This is a genomic window from Micromonospora endolithica, from assembly GCF_003626595.1.
Classification (GTDB): Bacteria; Actinomycetota; Actinomycetes; order Mycobacteriales; family Micromonosporaceae; genus Micromonospora; species Micromonospora endolithica.
Window position 1 is genome coordinate 490663 of sequence record NZ_RBAK01000001.1, and the last position, 15987, is coordinate 506649.

The window sequence follows — 15987 nt, forward strand, 5'->3', positions numbered from 1 at the left end:
GTGTACGATTCACCCGTCGCCGGGCGGCTCCCCCCGTGGCCGCCCGGCGCTCAAACTCCCGTGGCGTGCGTGCACCGCCGATCCCCCACGTCGAACCGTCCGGTGGGACACCTCCCCGTAGACTGGCCGCGATGTCCGATCCACTCCCCTCCGTCACCACGCTCACCTGTTCCGCCCGAGGCTGCCGCGCGGCGGCCCGCTGGGAACTGCGGTGGAACAATCCCCGGCTGCACGAGCCCGACCGACGCAAGGTCTGGCTGGCCTGCGCCACGCACCGGACGTCGCTCGGTGACTTCCTCGACGCCCGTGGGTTCCTGCGGGAGGTCGCTCCGGTCGCCGGATCGCCTACTCTCGACACGTGAGCAAGCGGAGCGAGCGAACCAGCAGGCTCGGCGGCGTGACGCCGCGCGTCGGATGCCGGGCGGATCGAGGCGGCGTACGCGCGCTCGACGGATTCCCCCGATGAACGGTGACGACGTCGCCGGGTCGCCCCCCGCCGCGCCCGTGCCGCCGACCTCGGCCAGCCCGCTGGAACCCTGGCCGGACACCGTCCGGTGGCAGTCGGTCTCGCGGGACCTGATCTGGGTGGAGCTGCTCCGGCTGGCCACCGGCCTGCTGGTGGTGGCGGCGGTACTGGTCGTCGGTTGGGTGGTCAGCGGCAGCGGACTGTTCGGGGTGGCGCTGGCCGCGTTGCTGCTCTTCGGTTGTCTCCGGGTGGTCACGATCGTCCGTGCGGTCCGCGCCTGGGGGTACGCCGAACGCGAGGACGACCTGCTGGTCCGGCACGGGTTGCTGGTACGCCGGTTGTCGATCGTGCCGTACTCCCGGATGCAGTTCGTGGACGTCAGCGCCGGCCCGTTGGAGCGCGCCTTCGACCTGGCGACCGTCCAGTTGCACACCGCGGCGGCGGCGAGCGACGCCCGGGTGCCGGGTCTGCGGCCGGCGGAGGCGTCCCGGCTCCGCGACCGGCTCACCGCGCTCGGCCGGGACCGGGCGGAGGGCCTGTGAGCGACCCGGCCGCGCGCGACCCGGAGCGGATCGACCCGCCGGCCCCGCACCGGCAGCCCGTCGCCGCACCCGAGCCGCACCACGGTCCCACGCACGAACCCGTCCCACCGCACGAACCCGGCCCACCGCACCCGGCGCAGGCGACCGGGCCGCACCCGGGCCCCTCGCACGGACCCGGACCGCATCCCGGCCCGCCGTACCCCGGACCGTACCCGGGCCCGCCGCACCCCGGGCCGTACCCGGGCCCGCACGGCCCGCACCACCCAACGCCCGGAGCGGGGCCGTACCCGGGACCGCCGTACGGACCCGGACCGCACCCGGGCCCGGCGTACCCGGGTCACGCGCAGGCGTCCGGACCGGACGGCGCCGGTGCCGGACCGGCCGGCGGGGCCGAGCCCCGGCAGCGGCTGCACCCGTTGAGCCCGGTGCTGCACGGGGCCAAGTCGCTGGCCGTGGTCATCGTCGGGCTGTCCTGGTCGACGTTGTCCCGGGTCGGCTTCGGCTGGTTCGCGGTGATGGCGGTCGTGCTGGCGCTGGGCGCGACGGTGCTGGCGGTGGTCAGCTGGTACAACACCGGCTACCACGTGTTCGGCCGGGAACTGCGGGTGTACGAGGGGCTGCTCTGGCGGCGCACCCGGGCGATCCCGCTGGAGCGGCTCCAGGCGGTCGAGGTGGTCCGGCCGCTGCTCGCCCAGCTCACCGGCCTGGCCGAGCTGCGACTGGAGGTGGTCGGCGGGGGCAAGACCGAGGCACCGCTGGCGTACCTCAGTGTCGCCGAGGCCACCGCGCTGCGGCAGCGGCTGCTGGACCTGGCGGCGCGGACCCCGGTCGCCGGGGTCGCACCGGCGGCGGGCGCGCCGGCCGGCCCGGCCGAGGCGGCGACGGCGGTGCCACCCGGCCGACCCCTGCACGCGGTCAGCAACACCGACCTGCTGGTCAGTCAGCTGCTCACCCCGCAGGCGCTGCTGATCCCGTTCGGCGTCGCGTTCGTGGTGGTGCAGTTCCTGTCCGAGGGCTCCTGGTCCTTCATCGCCGTGGCGAGCACGCTCACCGCCATGGCCGGCGTACTGCTGCAACCGGTCCGCCGGGTGCTGGACGACTGGAACTTCCGGCTGGCCCGGGACGCCGGCACGCTGCGGATCCGCAACGGGCTGCTGGAGACCCGCGCCCAGACCGTGCCGCTGGACCGGGTGCAGACCGTCGGGGTGACCTGGCCGCTGTTCTGGCGGGTGCGGGGCTGGCTGCGGATGCGGCTGGAGGTGGCCGGCTACTCCGCCGGGGAGATCGACGAGCGGAACCGGCCGGACCGGCTGCTCCCGGTCGGTGACCTGGGCACCGGCGAGCGGATCCTGGCCGAGGTGCTGCCCGGAGTACCGCTGGGGGCGCTGCCGCTGACCCCGCCACCGGTGCGGGCCCGCTGGCTCAACCCGCTGAGCCGGAACGTGCTCGGCGCCGGCCTGCACGAGCGGGTCCTGGCGGTGCGGTCCGGCCTGCTCACCCGGCAGGTGGCGCTGGTGCCGTACGCCCGGATCCAGAGCGTGCGGGTCGTGCAGGGACCGGCGCAGCGGCGGCTGCGGCTGGCCACGGTGCACGCCGACACCGCGGGCGGCGCCGGCGCGGCCGCCCAGGACCGGGACCTCGACGAGGCGTGGGCCCTCGCGGCGGAGCTGACCGACCGCGCCCGGGCCGCGCGCCGCGCCGGCTGAGCCGGCCGGGCGGCGGGCCGGTCAGCGGGCGGCCGGGACCGCCGTCGTCGCCGGCGCGGCGGTGTCGTCCGCCGGCGGGTCCTCCGGGGTACGCCGCGCGCGCCGCGCCGCCCACCACCGCTCGCCCCAGCCGACGGCCAGGAAGGCCATCCCGACGTACGCCCAGCCGACCAGCACGTCGATCACGTAGTGCTCGCCGCTGTAGACCAGCGTGAACGTCATCGCCAGCGGATAGGACAGCAGCAGCGGCCACCACCGCTTGCGGGTGGCCCGCAGGAAGAACAGCACCACGAACAGGGCGAACGCGGTGTGCAGCGACGGCATCGCGGCCACCGGGTTGGAGGCGATCTGACCGGCGTTGAGCAGGTTGCCGGCGCCGTGCATGCCGAACGCCTTCCAGCCCCGGGTGGAGATCCGGGCGACCTCCTCCAGCAGGCCGTTCTGTGCCGCCCACCAGGGCGGGGCCGCCGGGTAGAGGAAGTAGGTGACCAGGCCGGTGGCGCAGAGGAACGCCCAGCGCCGCATGAACGCCGCCCACCGCCCCCGGTCGCGCAGCCAGAGCACCGCGGCGGCGGCCAGCGCCACCACGAAGTGGGAGAAGTAGACCCAGCTGACCAGCACGTCCCACCACCGCACCTCGGGCTGGTAGAGGTGCTGCTGGAGCCAGACCGTGGGCACCTGCCCGTCGGTGAGCCAGCCGAACATGACCCGGTCGGCGACGATCAGTTCGTACGCGTGCGGGGTCGCGCCGTTGTCGGCGAAGCCCCGGGACAGGTTGTAGAGCGCCAGCAGCAGCACCACCGGCACCCAGTCCCGGGCGAACCGCAGGTGGCTGCGCCACGGACGGGACGAGTTCCAGGCGACGGTCCCCGCCCAGATCCAGAGGAACGCGTACGCCGGGTCGGTGGGCAGGCCGATGAGCAGCCAGCCGGCGACGAAGGCGACCCCCCACACCGTCATCGCGACCACGCGACGCCGTCCGCCGTCCGGATCGGGCAGCGGATCGGTCCGGGCGGGGGGCTGGGGATCGGTCGCGACAGACATCGCGGTCAAGGTTAACGGCGAGTTCCACCCGTCCCCACGGTGGACCGGTCGTCCGCCGCCGGACGTGTCGCGCGCCACGCCCGCGTCCCGGTCCGGCCGGGCCCGGCCGGCGGCCGTGGTGGCCGGGCGGATCGCCGCGCGGGTGACCGGGCGGGACGGCGAGCACCTAGGCTGGGGCCATGCACGAGCAGTCGGACCACGCCCTGGCCCCCGGGCTGACCGCCCGGGTCGAGTTGACCGTCACCGACGCCGACACCGCCCAGGCGGTGGGTTCCGGTGACGTGCCCGTCCTGGGCACCCCTCGGGTGCTCGCGCTCGCCGAGGCGGCCACCGTCGCCGCGACGGCCACCCGGATGCCGGACGGCGCGACCACGGTCGGGGTCCGGGTCGAGCTGGACCACCGGGCCGCCACCCCGGTCGGGCGGCGGGTGGTCGCGACGGCCCGGTTGGAGCAGGTCGACGGCCGGCGCCTGCTGTTCGAGGTGGCGGTCACCGACGGGAACGAGACAGTCGCCGACGGCCGGGTGGAGCGGCTGCTGGTCGACCGCCGACGGTTCGTCGAACGTGCCACCCGGGCATCATGACCGGCCACTTCGTCGAGGTCGCCGACCGGGTGCACGTCTACCGCGAGCCGCTGCTGCGGGTGAACGTCACGCTGGTCGTCGGCGACGGCGCCGCGCTGCTGGTCGACACGCTGTCCACCGCCGGGCAGGCCACCGCGCTGGCCGCGGCGGCCCGCGCGGTCACCCCGCACCCGTTGACGCTGGTCAACACCCACCACCACTTCGACCACTGCTTCGGCAACGCCACGCTGGCCGCCGACCCACCCCGCCCGGTGTACGCGCACGAACGCGCCGCCTCCGCGCTGCGCGAGCGACCCGACCGGCTACGCCGGGAGGCGTACGAGGAGATGCGCGACGAGCACCCGGCGCTGGCCGGGGAGCTGGCCGAGACCACGCTGTTCGCCCCGACGCACACCGTGCACACCGAGACGGTGCTGGACGTCGGGGGGCGGCGGGTGGTGCTGCGGCACCCCGGGCGGGGGCACACCGACGCCGACCTGGTCGTGCACGTCCCCGACGCCGACGTGCTGGTCGCCGGGGACCTGGTGGAGCAGAGCGGGCCGCCGGCGTTCGAGGAGTCCTACCCGTTGCAGTGGCCGGACACGGTCGCCGACCTGCTGCGCACCCTCACCCCGACCAGCGTGGTGGTGCCCGGGCACGGCGAGGTGGTGGACGCCGAGTTCGTCCGGGCACAGCACGCGCAGCTGGCCGAGCTGGCGTGGCTCATCCGGGCCGCCCACACCGGCGGCGCACCACCCGAGCGGGTGGCCGCCGAGGCGCCCTTCGGTGCCCGCCCGGCCCTGCACGCCGCCCGCCGCGGCTACGCCGAACTCGACGGCCCCACCTGACCCCCACCCCGCCCCGCGCCCCCGCCCCGCCCCCTCTCGGCGGCGATCTTGCACTTTCGGTCGTCGATATGACCCTCTTGCGCCAGATGACGCAACACAAAGTGCAAGATCGCGGGGGGCGAGGGGTCAGGGTTGGTAGCGGTTCTCTACCTGGGTTCGGGTGGGCATGGCGGTGGCGCCGCCGGGGGACTCGCAGACCAGGCCGGCGACCCGCAGGGCGTACGCCACCCGGTCGGTCCAGCCGGCCGCGTCGACCGGTTCGCCGTCGGCCAGCAGGTCCGCCACCAGCGCCCCCATCACCGAGTCACCCGCGCCGGTCGCGTCCACGGCGGACACCTTCGGCGCGGGTACGCGTACCGGATCGGCGCCGGCGGCGGCCACCACCGCGCCGGCCGCGCCGAGGGTGACCACCACGGTGGCCGCGCCGAGTTCCCGCAGGTAGGCGGCGACGCCCTCGACCGGCTCGCCCGGGTAGAGCAGCTCCGCGTCGGCGGTGCTGAGCTTGACCAGGTGGGCCCCGGCGGCGAACTCGGCCACCACCTCGCGCAGCGCGACCAGCGCGTCCGGGCCGTCCAGCAGCCGGGGACGCACGTTGGGGTCGAAGACGCGCAGCCCACCGGCGAGTGACCAGGCCCGTCGCGCGGCACCGAGCGTGGCCGGCCGGAGCAGCACGATCGAGCCGCAGTAGACCACGTCCGCGCCGCCGACCAGGGCCGGGGCGACGTCGTCGGCGGTGAGCAGAGACCACGAGGGCGGCTCGCCGTAGAACCGGAAGTCCGGTTCCGCACCGGCGAAGGTGGCCACCGCGAGGGCGGTCGGCGCGGGCACGGTGACGACGCCGTCGAGCCCCACACCCGCGCCGGCCAGCAGCTCCCGGATCCGCCCGGCCAGCACGTCGTCACCGAGCGAGCCCGCGAACCGGACGTCGCCGCCGAGGCGGGCCACCGCGACGGCCACGTTCAGCGGTCCACCGCCGACGGCCTGCCGGTAGACCGGCTGACCGTCGTACTCACCGTCCAGCAGGTCGACGAGCGCCTCGCCGAGCACCACCGCGTATCCCATCCCAAGTCCTCCCGTTCGTGCCGCCGTCCCAGCGGATCTTGTCGGACCAGGCTGGCACAGTACGCGCCATGACGGGCGCTGAAGACACCGTATTGGCGTACTGGGCGGCGTGCGAGGCGCGGGAGTGGGAACGCCTCGGCACGTTGCTCGCCGAGGACGTGGTCTACCACCTGCCGCAGACCCGGGAGCGGATCACCGGCCGCGCCGCGTTCCTGCGGTTCAACCGGGACTACCCGGACGGCTGGCACCTGCGGGTGACCCGCGCGGTGGGTGCGGGTTCGCGGGCGGCCACCTGGATCACCTGCGACTACGCGGGGTCGTCACTGGCGGCCACGAGCTTCTTCGATCTCGACGAGGCGGGGCTGATCGCGACCGTCACCGAGTTCTGGCCGGAGCCCTACGAGCCGCCGCCGGGACGTGCGCACCTGACCGAGCGCTACTGACGCATCGAGCACCACCTATTGCGCCGTTCGCCGGAACGTGGTGGGATGGCGCAAGCCGGGCGGTGCGGGGGGCTGCCGCGCCGCCGGTGCCGGGTTCCACCGTGAGGGCAGCGGTCCGCGAGGCGGACCATCCACGGCGTACGCCCGTGTCCGGGGCCGCGTGCCGTGAACGTCGTAACCGCCCGTCGCCGCGGGACGGCCACCGAGCCGACCGTGCGCGCGAGTCGCGGGGTGATGTCGTCCCCGCGAGTCAGGAGAACCCGTGTCCCACCGTTCCCGTACGGCCGCGCTGCTCACCGCGGCCGCGACCCTGCTCGTGGGTGCCGTGGCGCTCACCAGCAGCCCTGATCCGGCCGCCGCGCACGGCGCCGCCATGACCCCTGGCAGCCGCACCTTCCTGTGCTGGAAGGACGGCCTCACCGGCACCGGCGAGATCCGGCCGAACAACCCCGCCTGCTCCGCCGCCGTGGCCCAGAGCGGCGCGAACTCGCTCTACAACTGGTTCAGCGTGCTGCGCTCGGACGCCGGCGGTCGCACCACCGGCTTCATTCCGGACGGCAAGCTGTGCAGCGGCGGCAACCCCGGCTTCAGTGGGTACGACGCGGCGCGCACCGATTGGCCGCTGACGCACCTGACCGCCGGGGCGCGGCTGGACTTCAAGTACAGCAACTGGGCCCACCACCCGGGCACGTTCTACTTCTACGTGACCAAGGACAGTTGGAGCCCGAACCGGCCGCTGGCCTGGAGCGACCTGGAGCAGCCGTTCCTGACGGTGACCAACCCGCCGCAGCGTGGCGCGGTGGGCACCAACGAGGGGCACTACTACTTCAGCGGCAATCTGCCGGCGAACAAGTCCGGCCGGCACATCATCTACTCCCGTTGGGTCCGCTCGGACAGCCAGGAGAACTTCTTCGGCTGCTCGGACGTCACCTTCGACGGCGGCAACGGTGAGGTCACCGGCGTCGGCCCGGGCGGCACGCCCCCGCCGAACCCGACCACCCCGCCGCCGAACCCCACCACCCCGCCGCCGAACCCGACCACTCCCCCGCCGAACCCGACCACCCCGCCGCCGAACCCGACCACCCCGCCGCCGCACAGCGGTGACTGCATGGCGGTCTACAAGGTGGTCAGCTCCTGGTCCGGTGGATTCCAGGGCGAAGTGATGATCATGAACCACACGTCGTCCACCTGGTCCGGGTGGACCGCGAACTGGACCTGGCCCAGCGGCCAGACCATCAACAACGTGTGGAGCGGCACGCTGAGCGGCTCCGGGTCGTCGGTCACGGTGACCAACGCGGCCTGGAACGGCACCCTCGCGCCGGAGGGCACCACCACGTTCGGCTTCACCGCCAACACCAACGGCGCGAACACGCTGCCGACGGTGAGCTGCACCGGCCGCTGACCCGGCCCGGTCTGCGCTGCCCGGCACGGACGCCGCGCGGCACATGTTAAGAAGGGCCCCCTGTACAACGCCAGGCGTTAACAGGGGGCCCTTCCTTGCACCGTCAGCGGACCATGCTGCCGACCACCGGCTTCGTCAGCAGGGCGGACTGGTTGCGCTGGATGCCCGGGTCGAGGGTCTTGGCCACGAAGATGGCGTGCCAGATGCAGAAGATCAGCACCGTCCAGACCTTGCGGGAGTGGTCGGCCTCCTCCCGCTTGTGCTCCTCCAGCAGGCGCAGCGCGTACGACAGGTCGAGCAGGTCACCCGCGCCGGAGGTGGACAGCACGTGCCGGGCCCACTCGTACATCTCGCCGCGCAGCCAGACCCGGGTCGGGGTCGGGAAGCCCAGCTTCTTCCGGTTGACGATGGCCGGCGGGACCACGCCCACCAGCGCCTGGCGCATGGCGTACTTGGTGGCGTCGGAGCGCGGCGGCAGCTTCAGCTCGACCGGGATCTTCGCCGCCACGTCGAAGACCTCGCGGTCCAGGAACGGCACCCGCACCTCCAGCGAGTGCGCCATCGAGATCCGGTCGGCCTTGACCAGGATGTCGCCGCGCAGCCAGGTGTAGAGGTCGACGTACTGCATCTTGGTGACGTCGTCCAGCTCGGTGCACTCGGCGTAGATCGGCGCGGTCACGTCGGTGTAGCGCACCGAGGGGTCGTAGCGGCGCAGCAGCTGCTGCTTCTCCTCCTCGGTGAACATCCGCGCGTTGCCGTAGTAGCGCTCCTCCAGCGGGGTGGTGCCGCGCTCCAGGAAGCTCTTGCCCTTGACCCCCTGCGGGATGGCCCGGGAGACCGCCCGCAGGCCCTTCTGCACACCCCCCGGCAGACCGTTGACGCTGCTCAGCGAGAGCGGCTCGCGGTAGATCGTGTAGCCGCCGAAGAACTCGTCGGCGCCCTCACCGGACAGCACCACGGTGACGTGCTCGGCGGCCTTCTTGGCCACGAAGTAGAGCGGCACCAGGGCGGGGTCGGCGACCGGGTCGTCCAGGTGCCACACGATCTTCGGCAGGGCGTCGATCATGTCCTGCGGCCCGATCTTGGTCGGGATGGTGGTCACGTCGAGGTGCCGGGCCGACTCCTGGGCGACGTCGATCTCCGAGTAGCCGGGGACGTCGTAGCCGACGGTGAAGGTGAGGATGTTCGGGTTGAACTCCCGGGCCAGCGCGACCACCGCGGTGGAGTCGATGCCGCTGGACAGGAACGAGCCGACCGGCACGTCCGAGCGCATGTGCATGCGTACGCTCTCCCGCAGCGTCTCCCGGATCTCGTGGTAGAGGCGCTGCTCGTCGGCGACCGGGCCGGGCCGGAACACCGGCCGGTACCACCGCCGCACGTCGATCCGGCCGCCCGGCGTCCAGGTCAGGTATTCCCCGGAGCCGATCCGGCTGATCCCCTTGTGCAGGGTGCCGGGCTCGGGGACGTACTGCAGGGTCAGGTAGTGGCTCAGGTTCGCCGTGTCGACGCCCGCGTCGCCCGCGTAGTTGGCGTGCGCGAAGGGCAGCAGGGCCTTCTTCTCCGAGGCCAGGTAGAGGCCGTCCTGGGTCTCCAGGTAGTGCAGCGGCTTGATGCCGAAGTAGTCCCGGCCGCCGAACGCGCGGCGCTCCTGCCGGTCCCAGATGACGAAGGCGAACATGCCCCGCAGCCGGGTGAGCACCTGCTCGCCCCAGTAGTGGTAACCCGCCACGATCACCTCGCCGTCACCGGCGGTGGCGAACTGGGCGCCGAAGTCGCGGACCAGCTCGTCGCGCAACTCGATGTAGTTGTAGATCTCACCGTTGAAGGTCAACAGGTAGCGACCGCCCGCGTACGGCAGCGGCTCGTGACTGGACGCGACGTCGATGATGGCCAGCCGCTTGTGCGCGAACACGCCGTCCGCGTACCGGCCGGAGGCGTCGCCGACCACCTCGACCCCGGTCTCGTCGGGGCCGCGGTGGTGCAGGCATTCCAACGCCCCGGCGATGTTGTCGCGGTGGGCGGCGGCGTCGCCGCGCGCGCTGAAGAAGGCCAGAAGTCCGCACATGGTGGTCATCTTTCCACGCGGACGGGACCGCCCGGCGCGGGCATCGGCGGAAGGACCGCCCGCCCGCGCCATGCTGCGCGGGAACGCCGCGCGGTACGGTCGGGACAGCACCGGACACGGAGGGAGCGGCGCATGACCGAGGATCGCACCGACAGCACGCCGGCGGACGGCACCGAGTCACACGACCCGGACTTCCCGGAGGCGTTCCTGGCGTTCATGCGGCAGGGCTGGCAGGACACCGCGCTGCCGGTCGGCCCCCGCCCTGAGGTGCCGAACTACGCCAAGCGCCGGGCCGCGCTCTCCGCGGCCTTCCCGGGCGAGACGCTGGTGATCCCCACCGGCACCGAGAAGGTACGCGCCAACGACACCGACCATCCGTTCCGGCCGGGCAGCGACTTCGCCTACCTGACCGGTGACCACGACCCGGACAGCGTGCTCGTGCTGCGGCCGAACGGCTCCGGCCACGACCCGGTGCTCTATATGCGGCCCCGGTCCTCCCGGGAGACCGACGAGTTCTTCCGCAGCCGGCACGGTGAGCTGTGGGTCGGGCGGCGGCACACCCTCACCGAGAAGTCGACCGAGCTGGGCCTGCCCACCGCCGACCTCACCGAGCTGGACGCGGCGCTGGCCGACGCGGCGCCGGGGCGTACCCGGGTGCTGCGCGGTTTCGACGCCGCGGTGGACGCGGCGGTGCGTCCGTACGACGGCGTCCGGGCCGACGGCCAGCCCCCGCGGGACCGGGAGCTGGCGATCGCGATCTCCGAGCTGAAGCTGGTCAAGGACGAGTGGGAGATCGGCCAGCTCCAGGACGCGATCGACGCGACCGTCCGCGGCTTCGAGGACGTGGCCCGGATCCTGCCGGCCGACCGGGCGGTCTCCGAGCGGCTGCTGGAGGGGATCTTCGCGCTGCGGGCGCGGCACGACGGCAACGACGTCGGGTACGGCTCGATCGTCGGCGCCGGCGAGCACGCCACGATCCTGCACTGGGTGCACAACCACGGCGCCACCCGTCCGGGTGAGTTGCTGCTGATGGACATGGGCGTCGAGGGACGCCATCTCTACACCGCCGACGTGACCCGGGTGCTGCCGGTCAACGGCCGCTTCACGCCGTTGCAGCGCCAGGTCTACGACATCGTGTACGCCTCGCAGCAGGCCGGCATCGACGCGATCCGGCCCGGGGTGAAGTTCAAGGATGTCCACCTGACCTGCATGCGGGTGCTCGCCGAAGGGCTGGCCGACCTGGGCCTGCTGCCGGTGAGCGTGGACGAGGCGATGGACGAGAAGTCGACCGTCTACCGCCGGTGGACGCTGCACGGCTTCGGCCACATGCTCGGCATCGACGTGCACGACTGCTCCAACGCCCGCAAGGAGATGTACCGCGACGGCGCGCTCGGCGAGGGCTACGTGCTCACCGTGGAGCCGGGGCTGTACTTCCAGCCCGAGGACGAGCTGGTCCCCGAGGAGTTGCGCGGCATCGGCATCCGGATCGAGGACGACGTCCTGGTCACCGCCACCGGCGCGGTGAACCTCTCCGCCGCGTTGCCGCGTGCCGCCGACGAGGTGGAGACGTGGCTGACCGAGCAGCGCGAGGCCGGTCCCCGCCTTCCCGGCTGAGCCGTACCGCCGTACGACGGGCCCCGTCGGGGGCGCGCGACGTTCCGACGTCGTTCCGCGCCCCCGACGGGGCCCGTTTCGTGTGCGCCGGGGCGATCCGGCCCGGGTCGGGTCGGCCTGCGCCGTTACGTCGCCGAAGTATGGAGAATGCGCGCTTTCCTCGGATACGAGCATCTCGCGAGGAACCTTCTCATACGGTGGGGATCAGAGGCTACAACCGGTTTGTAGCTGGTCACGCCGCCTCGGGTGGTGCGACCCCGTCTGGTAGCAGGAAAGGGCGGAAGGCTCTGATGTCCAATGACGTGACGACTTCTGACGGTGGACCCGACCCGGGTCCACCGCACCGGGGACGACGGAAACTGTGGGTGGCCGCCGGCGTGGCCGGGTTGACCGGCGTCGTCGGCCTGGCGGCTCTCGGTGGGGTGGCCGCCCGTGACGACAAGCCCGCGGACCGTCCGGACGCGCAGTCCAACTCCCGGCAGAGTGTGAGCGACGCCGGCCCGGCCGAGGCACCGGCCGGCAAGGCTGACGCCGGTGCGGACACCGGCGGGCACGACGGCGAACGGTCCGGCGGGCAGTGGTCCGGCGGCGAGTGGAAAGGCGGCGCGGACGAGCACGAGGGCCGCGCGAAGGACGTGCCCTGCGACAGCGACAAACTGATCCAGGCGATCGTCCACGCGAACGACGACGGCGGCGTGCTGAATCTCGCCAAGGGTTGCACCTACCGGCTGACCCGCAGCGACGACGGCAACGGCCTGCCGGTGATCAGCGAACGGATCACCCTGAAGGGGCACGACACGAAGATCGTGCGGGAGGGCACCGGGGAGTACTTCCGGGTGTTCAACGTCGGTCGGGGCGGCCACCTCACCCTCAAGGGTCTGACCGTGGCCGGCGGACAGACGCTGGACAGCGCCATGGTCGTACCGGCGGCGACGGTCTGGTCCCGGTTCTCGTCCTCCGCGGCCGACACCGCGGCGGCCGGCAAACCGACGACACCCACGGCGGCCAAGCCGGCGACACCCACGGTCGCCAAGCCGGTGGCCGCCGCCGCGAAGGCGAGCCCGCCCGCCGGGGCCGGCAAACCGGCGGCCAAACCGGCGGCCAAGCCGGCCACGGCGACCGGGACCGGTACGCGGGCCGACGTCGGGGTCCTGGAGCAGCCCCAGCCCAACGACGGCGGGGGCATCCTGGTGCAGCCCGGTGGGGCGGCGGACCTGGTCGAGACCCACGTGGTGAAGAACCAGTCGGGCGGCAGCGGTGGTGGCATCGCCAACTTCGGCCGCACCCGGCTGAGCGACAGTTCGGTCGCCGACAACACCGCCTTCTACTACGGCGGAGGCATTCTCAACGCCGGCGTGCTTCAGGTGGACACGTCGAAGATCCGGGACAACGAGGCCGGCATCGGCGGCGGCGGTGTCGCCAACGGCGCCCCGGGCATCCTGCGCGAGGACGTCGAGGGTGGTTCCGCCTGGTTCTACAAGAGCGAGATCTCCGGCAACAACACGGTCGGCTTCGGTGGTGGTCTGCTCGACGTCGAGGGGACCACGACGGCCACCTACTCCGAGGTGACCGGGAACCAGGCCCTGCTCGCCGGCGGCGGCATCGCCGCGGCTGACGAGAGCCAGCTCAGCCTGGAGCACGCGGTCGTGGCCGGCAACGCCACGGCGGGCGTCGGCGGGGGCCTCGCCGTGGTCGACGACAGCACCGCCACGATCGAGCACAGCAAGATCAAGGACAACAAGGCCGGCTTCTTCGGTGGCGGCCTGTTCAACGAGGACAGCACGGTCGTGCTGCGCAACAGTGAGGTCGTGGGCAACCGGGCGGTCGGCCCGTTCGCCCGCGGCGGTGGCATCTACAACGACGACGAGGGTGTCGTCCGGCTCGACCGGACCACGGTGGCGCACAACGCCGCCACCCGGGCGCCGGGCGGGATCTTCAACGACGCCGCCGGCACGGTAGAGCTGGACGACGAATCAGTGGTCAAGGGGAACAGGCCGACCAACTGCACCAACGTTCCCGACTGCTTCGCCTGAGCACGAGCACGCGCGGGCAGCCGCGCGAACGCCGTGACCCGCGGGCGCACGACGCGCCCGGGCTGACGGCTGATTCACATAGAGGAAGGGCCCTTCCGCGCCGACCGGCTCGGAAGGGCCCTTCCATGTGCGGGCTGCCGCGCCCCTCGCCGGGCCGGTCCGCACCACCGCACCACCACCGGCCGGGCCGCACCGTCGGGACGGGCGGGCCACCGGGCGGGGGTTCGCCGTCACGGGACCGGCCGTTTGCGGGCCGCCTACGCCCGCACGGACGGTTTGTTGCCACCCGGGGCCGTCGGCCGGTAACGCGTGGAACCTGCCCCGCCCGGCCCTGAGCGATGGAAGATGAACCTAATGCGGGCTTATTTCGGATATGCCCGCGAGACGCGGAACATTCTCATACGTTGCTTCTGGGAGCTACAACCGATTTGTAGCAGGGGACGCTCGCTGTGGCGTGGCGACCCTGTCTGGTACGAGGAGAGGGCAGAGAGCTCCGATGTCCAACTACCTAGCTAAGAACAACGCCGCGGAGCAGGGGGCAGCGCCGAAGCGGCGCCGCAAGCTCTGGCTCGCCAGCGGCGTCGCCGGGCTCACCGGCGTGGTCAGCATCGCGGCGGTGGGCGTGGCCACCGGCGCCGGCGCGGTCGGCGTCGACGGCCTGAAGTGGTCCACCACCCAGCAGGTCGCCCTGGACGGCGACCAGGGCGCCGAGGGCCGGGACCGGGACCGGGACAAGGGCAACAAGGGCGCCAAGGACCACGAGTACGACAAGGACCGCGGGAAGGAGGTGCCCTGCGACTCCGACAAGCTGATCCAGGCCATCGTGTACGCCAACAACAACCACGGCGGCGTGCTGGAGCTGGCCAAGGACTGCACCTACACGCTGACCCGGCACGACGGCGAGGGCAACGGCCTGCCGGTGATCGAGCAGGACGTCACCCTCAAGGGGCACGACACCAAGATCGTGCGGGACGCCACCGCCGAGTACTTCCGGATCCTCCACGTGGGCCGGGGCGGGAACCTCAAGCTCAAGGGCCTGACCATCAAGAACGGCCAGACCCTCGAGCGTCGCGACCTGGCCCCGGTCACGCCGGAGTCGGTGTGGTCGCGGTACTCCAACTCGGTCGAGGCGACCCGCCTCGCCCAGGCCGGCAAGCCGTACCTCGAGGTGCTCCGCGCGGAGCCCAAGGGCGCGGCGGCGGCGAAGGCCGCGGCGGCCAAGGCCGGCGGTGTCGGCACCCTGGAGCAGCCGCAGGAGAACGACGGCGCCGGCATCCTGGTGCAGCCGGGCGGCACCGCCGAGATCGAGAAGAGCCACATCCTGGGCAACCAGTCCGGTGGCAGCGGCGGCGGTATCGCCAACTTCGGCAAGACCAGCCTGCACCACACCACCGTCGCGGAGAACACCGCGTTCTTCTTCGGCGGCGGCATCCTGAACGCCGGTGTGCTGAAGGTGTCCGAGTCCACCATCAAGGACAACGACGCCATCATCGGCGGCGGCGGCATCGCCAACGGCGCGCCGGGCATCTTCCGGGACGACGTCGAGGGCGGCACCGCCTGGATCGAGAAGACCGAGATCACCAGCAACGAGACGCTCGGCTTCGGTGGCGGCCTGCTCGACATCGAGGGCGACACCACGGTCAAGTACTCGAAGATCACCGACAACACCGCGGTGATCGCCGGCGGCGGCCTCGCGGCGGCCGACGAGAGCAACGTCGAACTGAAGGACGTCAAGGTCGCCAGCAACACCACGGTCGGTGTGGGTGGCGGCATCGCGCTGGCCTTCGGTGCGATCGCGAACGTCGAGCACAGCGAGATCAAGGACAACAAGGCCGGGTTCTTCGGCGGCGGCGTCTTCACCCTCTTCGGTGAGGCGACGTTCCGGGACAGCGAGATCTCGGGCAACCGGGCGGTGGGTCCGATCGGCATCGGTGGCGGCATCTTCGCCGTCTTCAGCACGGTCGACCTGGACGACACCAAGGTGGCGCACAACTTCTCCACCATCCGGCCCGGCGGCGTGTTCAGCTTCGTCAGCGAGGTCAACGTGGACGACAAGTCGGCCATCAAGGCCAACAAGCCGACCAACTGCCTGGGCACCGTGACCCCGGTGGAGAACTGCTTCGGCTGATCACCGTCGGATGTTCCACCCGGAACCGGCCCGGCCCCCCTCCGCAGGACGCGGAGGGGGGCCGGGCCCGG

General features: G+C 72.6%; 13 protein-coding genes. 10 read left to right on the forward strand and 3 right to left on the reverse strand.

Going from position 1 to position 15987, the window contains the following annotated elements; translation table 11 throughout:
* Window positions 1-131: 131 nt before the first annotated feature.
* The 3 genes from D7223_RS02180 to D7223_RS02190 all read left to right on the forward strand — a co-directional run bounded on the left by D7223_RS02180 (window position 132) and on the right by D7223_RS02190 (window position 2714).
* Complete coding sequence (locus D7223_RS02180) at window positions 132-362, forward strand: hypothetical protein (protein WP_120724207.1); 231 nt, start codon at window positions 132-134, stop codon at window positions 360-362.
* Window positions 363-462: 100 nt separating this feature from the next.
* Window positions 463-1008 (forward strand): PH domain-containing protein, encoded by a 546-nt coding sequence (locus D7223_RS02185; protein WP_120724209.1) that lies wholly within the window; start codon window positions 463-465, stop codon window positions 1006-1008.
* A gap of 416 nt (window positions 1009-1424) precedes the next feature.
* Window positions 1425-2714 (forward strand): PH domain-containing protein, encoded by a 1290-nt coding sequence (locus tag D7223_RS02190; RefSeq protein WP_420330283.1) that lies wholly within the window; start codon window positions 1425-1427, stop codon window positions 2712-2714.
* A 21-nt stretch (window positions 2715-2735) separates the two neighbouring features.
* Here the strand turns inward: D7223_RS02190 and D7223_RS02195 are convergent, their stop codons facing one another.
* Entirely contained in the window at window positions 2736-3758 is a 1023-nt protein-coding gene (locus D7223_RS02195) for a phosphatase PAP2 family protein (protein WP_120724211.1), read from the reverse strand.
* A 179-nt stretch (window positions 3759-3937) separates the two neighbouring features.
* Here D7223_RS02195 and D7223_RS02200 point away from each other — a divergent pair, with 179 nt between their 5' ends.
* A complete protein-coding gene (locus D7223_RS02200) occupies window positions 3938-4342 on the forward strand; it encodes a thioesterase family protein (RefSeq protein ID WP_120724213.1) in 405 nt (134 codons plus the stop codon).
* The gene (locus D7223_RS02205; protein ID WP_120724215.1) at window positions 4339-5169 is read left to right on the forward strand and encodes an MBL fold metallo-hydrolase; all 831 of its coding nucleotides are present in this window, start codon (window positions 4339-4341) and stop codon (window positions 5167-5169) included. Before D7223_RS02200 ends, D7223_RS02205 begins: the two co-directional genes overlap by 4 nt.
* A gap of 126 nt (window positions 5170-5295) precedes the next feature.
* Here D7223_RS02205 and D7223_RS02210 read toward each other — a convergent pair whose 3' ends face one another.
* Window positions 5296-6231: a carbohydrate kinase family protein gene (locus tag D7223_RS02210; protein WP_120724217.1), complete on the reverse strand. Its 936-nt coding sequence runs from the start codon at window positions 6229-6231 to the stop codon at window positions 5296-5298.
* Window positions 6232-6299: 68 nt separating this feature from the next.
* Between D7223_RS02210 and D7223_RS02215 the strand changes: the two genes are divergently transcribed.
* Both D7223_RS02215 and D7223_RS02220 read left to right on the forward strand, forming a co-directional pair.
* On the forward strand, window positions 6300-6674 hold the full coding sequence (locus D7223_RS02215) for a nuclear transport factor 2 family protein (RefSeq protein WP_120724219.1): 375 nt from the start codon (window positions 6300-6302) through the stop codon (window positions 6672-6674).
* Between the two features lie 262 nt (window positions 6675-6936).
* Window positions 6937-8076 carry a lytic polysaccharide monooxygenase gene (locus D7223_RS02220; RefSeq protein WP_120724222.1) on the forward strand — a complete coding sequence of 380 codons (1140 nt, stop codon included), beginning with the start codon at window positions 6937-6939 and terminating at the stop codon, window positions 8074-8076.
* Between the two features lie 103 nt (window positions 8077-8179).
* Here the strand turns inward: D7223_RS02220 and asnB are convergent, their stop codons facing one another.
* A complete protein-coding gene (asnB, locus tag D7223_RS02225) occupies window positions 8180-10141 on the reverse strand; it encodes an asparagine synthase (glutamine-hydrolyzing) (RefSeq protein ID WP_120725648.1) in 1962 nt (653 codons plus the stop codon).
* Window positions 10142-10273: 132 nt separating this feature from the next.
* Here asnB and D7223_RS02230 point away from each other — a divergent pair, with 132 nt between their 5' ends.
* The 3 genes from D7223_RS02230 (at window position 10274) to D7223_RS02240 (ending at window position 15916) form a co-directional block, all read left to right on the forward strand.
* A complete protein-coding gene (locus D7223_RS02230; protein ID WP_120724224.1) occupies window positions 10274-11755 on the forward strand; it encodes an aminopeptidase P family protein in 1482 nt (493 codons plus the stop codon).
* A gap of 365 nt (window positions 11756-12120) precedes the next feature.
* Entirely contained in the window at window positions 12121-13788 is a 1668-nt protein-coding gene (locus D7223_RS02235; RefSeq protein WP_420330284.1) for a right-handed parallel beta-helix repeat-containing protein, read from the forward strand.
* A 496-nt stretch (window positions 13789-14284) separates the two neighbouring features.
* Window positions 14285-15916, forward strand: coding sequence for a right-handed parallel beta-helix repeat-containing protein (locus D7223_RS02240; protein ID WP_120724229.1), 1632 nt, complete (start codon window positions 14285-14287; stop codon window positions 15914-15916).
* Window positions 15917-15987: the final 71 nt, after the last annotated feature.

What these genes read in the sequence shown, in the direction of transcription:
- D7223_RS02180 (WP_120724207.1), top strand. Translation starts at nt 132, where the DNA reads ATGTCCGATCCACTCCCCTCCGTCACCACGCTCACCTGTTCCGCCCGA.
- D7223_RS02185 (WP_120724209.1), top strand. Translation starts at nt 463, where the DNA reads ATGAACGGTGACGACGTCGCCGGGTCGCCCCCCGCCGCGCCCGTGCCG.
- D7223_RS02195 (WP_120724211.1), bottom strand. Translation starts at nt 3,758, where the DNA reads ATGTCTGTCGCGACCGATCCCCAGCCCCCCGCCCGGACCGATCCGCTG.
- D7223_RS02200 (WP_120724213.1), top strand. Translation starts at nt 3,938, where the DNA reads ATGCACGAGCAGTCGGACCACGCCCTGGCCCCCGGGCTGACCGCCCGG.
- D7223_RS02205 (WP_120724215.1), top strand. Translation starts at nt 4,339, where the DNA reads ATGACCGGCCACTTCGTCGAGGTCGCCGACCGGGTGCACGTCTACCGC.
- D7223_RS02210 (WP_120724217.1), bottom strand. Translation starts at nt 6,231, where the DNA reads ATGGGATACGCGGTGGTGCTCGGCGAGGCGCTCGTCGACCTGCTGGAC.
- D7223_RS02215 (WP_120724219.1), top strand. Translation starts at nt 6,300, where the DNA reads ATGACGGGCGCTGAAGACACCGTATTGGCGTACTGGGCGGCGTGCGAG.
- asnB (WP_120725648.1), bottom strand. Translation starts at nt 10,141, where the DNA reads ATGTGCGGACTTCTGGCCTTCTTCAGCGCGCGCGGCGACGCCGCCGCC.
- D7223_RS02230 (WP_120724224.1), top strand. Translation starts at nt 10,274, where the DNA reads ATGACCGAGGATCGCACCGACAGCACGCCGGCGGACGGCACCGAGTCA.
- D7223_RS02240 (WP_120724229.1), top strand. Translation starts at nt 14,285, where the DNA reads ATGTCCAACTACCTAGCTAAGAACAACGCCGCGGAGCAGGGGGCAGCG.